General features: G+C 64.5%; 2 protein-coding genes. Both read right to left on the minus strand.

Features of this window, described 5'->3' with window-relative positions:
* Positions 1 to 389 precede the first annotated feature (389 nt).
* Positions 390 to 1814, minus strand: a complete 1425-nt coding sequence (locus tag ACXJL8_RS37690; protein ID WP_456686676.1) for an HlyD family type I secretion periplasmic adaptor subunit — start codon at positions 1812 to 1814, stop codon at positions 390 to 392.
* A partial coding sequence (locus tag ACXJL8_RS37695; protein ID WP_456686677.1) for an ATP-binding cassette domain-containing protein occupies positions 1801 to 3068 on the minus strand: 1268 nt, incomplete at its 5' end. The genes ACXJL8_RS37695 and ACXJL8_RS37690, both read right to left, overlap by 14 nt.

Below are 3068 nucleotides of genomic sequence, written 5' to 3' on the forward strand. Positions count from 1 at the left end.
GCAAACAACCACGCGCCGACAGCCGTCGATGCAGGCAGAGGTATCGTGAAGCCTCTCGAGGTGATCTCCGAAACCGAGCAGACGGCTCCCTTGGTCCCCCGGTCTAGTCACGTCGCGGTACCGCCTATGGACGGCCTACTCCGCAAGGGCGTGGACCGAGGGACTGGCACGGCGGTACGGTTCGGCAAGTAGGCAAAGGGACCAGGAGACGACTGCCGTCGTGCGAATGGTCCCATCGCGGAGTGAAGCTGCGACACTTTCGTCGACCTCCCGACAGGCGCCGACAGGATTTTCCCTGCTGATCTCGCGTGAACAGCACGCGAAGATCGCGCCGACACTCTCCTCGGGTTGACGACGCGGAGCGCACAGGCATTGCGGGAGCTCGCTCTCTATCGCTCCCGCAGCGCCTCCTGCTTGTATCTCGCCAGCGGCGAGAGAAGATAGCTGATGATCCTGCGCGCGCCGGTCTTGATTTCGACCGTCACCGCCATGCCGGGGCCGAGCTTGACGAGCTTGTCCTCCACCTGCATCTGCGTGCGGTCGAGTGAAACGCGCGCCGCATATTCCAGCTCCTGGCCTTTCGGCTCGCTACTGCCTTGCGCCGTCCCCGACGCGCGGTCGTTCGATCCGCCTTGCCTGTCGCGCGTGATGGCATCCGTCGACACGCTGAGCACGTCCCCATGCAGCAGCCCATAGCGCGTGAAGTTGAACGTATCGATCTTGATTTCCGCCTTCTGTCCGGGATGGACGAATCCGATGTCGCGGTTGGAGAGCATGGCCTCGATCTCGAGCTGACTCTCGCTCGGGACCACGATGGCCAGCGCCTGCGCCGGCGTCACCACGCCTCCCACCGTGTGAACGGCGAGCTGTTGCACGACGCCGTCGACCGGCGCGGTCAGATGCTGAAGCTTGGTGCGCCGGTCCGCCTTGACCGCTTCCTGCGCAGCGCTCGCCGCCTTCTGCTCGGCTTTCGCAAGTGCGTCATAGGTGGCACGCCGATACTCCGCGGCGGTCCTCTCTTTCGTTTCCTTCAGCAAGGCGATGGCGGCGTCGGCTTCGCGGAGCCGGCTCTGCTGGAGGACCAAATCCTGCTGAAGGCCGACCAGCTCCTGATACTCGGAGAGATAGACAACCCTCGAAGCCAAGGCCTTGTCGACCAGAGTCTTGCGAATGTCGACCCGCTCCTGGAGCACCGGTATCGTCGCCTGGAGCTTCGCCACGCTCGCCGAGGTGGTCGCCCGCTCCGCCTCCTTCTGACCTTGCTGGCGCTCGATCTCCGCAAGCTTGGCGTTCTGCTCGGCGCGCTGGCTGATCAGAAACTGGCGATGCATCTCGATCTCCCCGGCACTTGCGCCCTGCGGTGATCGGAAGGCGGCAAGCGGATCATCGGTGAGCGCTGCGCGCAGCCGCGCGACGTCGAGTTCGGCCGCAACGAGATCGCTTCTCCCGCGCTCCTGATCGGCTTCCGTCATCGTTGGGTCCAGCTCGATCAGAACGTCGCCGGCCTTGACGCTCTGCCCGTCACGTACGTGGATGGCGCGGACAACGCCCGTCTCGAACGGCTGGATCAGCTTGGTACGCCCGCCAGGCACGATCTTGCCTGTCGCGGTGGCGACGATATCGACGCTGCCCAACGATGCCCACAACAGCGCGACGCAAAAGACCGCGATGATGCTCGCCCCGATCGCGCGACCGATCGGCGACGGCGGCGATTCGGTGATCTCGAGCGCCGCGGGCAGAAATGCAATCTCGTGCTCGCGCCGTCGAACCTCGGCTCTCGGAAACGGAACGATATTTCGGCTAGCGGACGTCATGGATACCGGCCTGCAGGTAGTGGAGGTTTGCGTAGCGCCCATTCGAGCGGATCAGCTCATCGTGGCTACCATCCTCGACGATGCGGCCATGCTCGAGTGTAACGATCCGGTTCGCATTGCGCACGGTCGAGAGCCGATGCGCGATGACGAACACAGTCCGGCCGGCGGCGATCCGTCTCATGTTCTGCTGGATGGCGCGCTCGCTTTCGTAATCAAGCGCGCTGGTAGCCTCGTCGAGGATGAGGATACGCGGGTTGGTGATGAGTGCGCGAGCGATCGCGACACGCTGGCGCTGCCCGCCGGATAAACTGCTGCCGCGTTCGCCGACGATGGTGTCATAGCCCTCGGGCAGCTCCAGGATGAAGTCGTGAGCGCCGGCGAGTGACGCCGCCTCGATGACGCGCTCCATGGGCATGGCCGGGTCGGCGAGCGCAATGTTCTCGCGAATCGAGCGATTGAAGAGCACGTTCTCCTGCAAAACCACGCCGATCTGACGCCGAAGCCAGGTCAGGTCGACCGTCGCGAGGTCAACGCCGTCGACCAGTACGCGTCCGCTCTCCGGCACGTAGAGACGCTGGATCAGCTTGCCGATGGTGCTCTTGCCCGAGCCCGAAGAGCCAACGATACCGACGACCTGGCCGGGCTCGACGCCGAAGGACACGTCGTGCAGCACCTCGGGGCCATCGGCGCGGTAGCGGAAGGTCGCGTGCTCGAATACGACCTTGCCGCGGATCGCCGGCAGCGCGGCGCGGGCCGAACTGAAGCTTGGCTCCGGGATGGTGTTGAGAATGTCGCCGAGACGATCGACTGACAGCCGGGCCTGATGGAAATCCTGCCACATCTGCGCGAGCCGAAGCACCGGCATGCTTACCCGCCCCGCCAGCATGTTGAACGCCACCAGCTCTCCGACGGTCAGGTCGCCGCCGATCACGAACTTGGCGCCGAAGTAGAGCGTTGCGGCCGTGACCAGCTTGTTGATCATCTGGACCGCTTGGCTCGCCGTGTTGTTCAGGCTGAGTACGCGGAAGCTCGCCCCCACGTAGCCGGCGAGTTGCTCCTCCCAGCGGCGTTGCATTTGGGGCTCAACTGCCATCGCTTTCAGCGTCTCGACGCCCGTGACGCTTTCGACCAGGAAGGCCTGGTTCTCCGAGCCGCGATTGAACTTCTCATCGAGTCGCCGGCGAAACAGCGGCGCGGCGCCGGCGGAAATTCCGATGTAGAACGGGAACGACGCCAGAACGATCCATGTCAACG

The sequence above is a fragment of the Bradyrhizobium sp. P5_C11_2 genome, assembly GCF_054049755.1.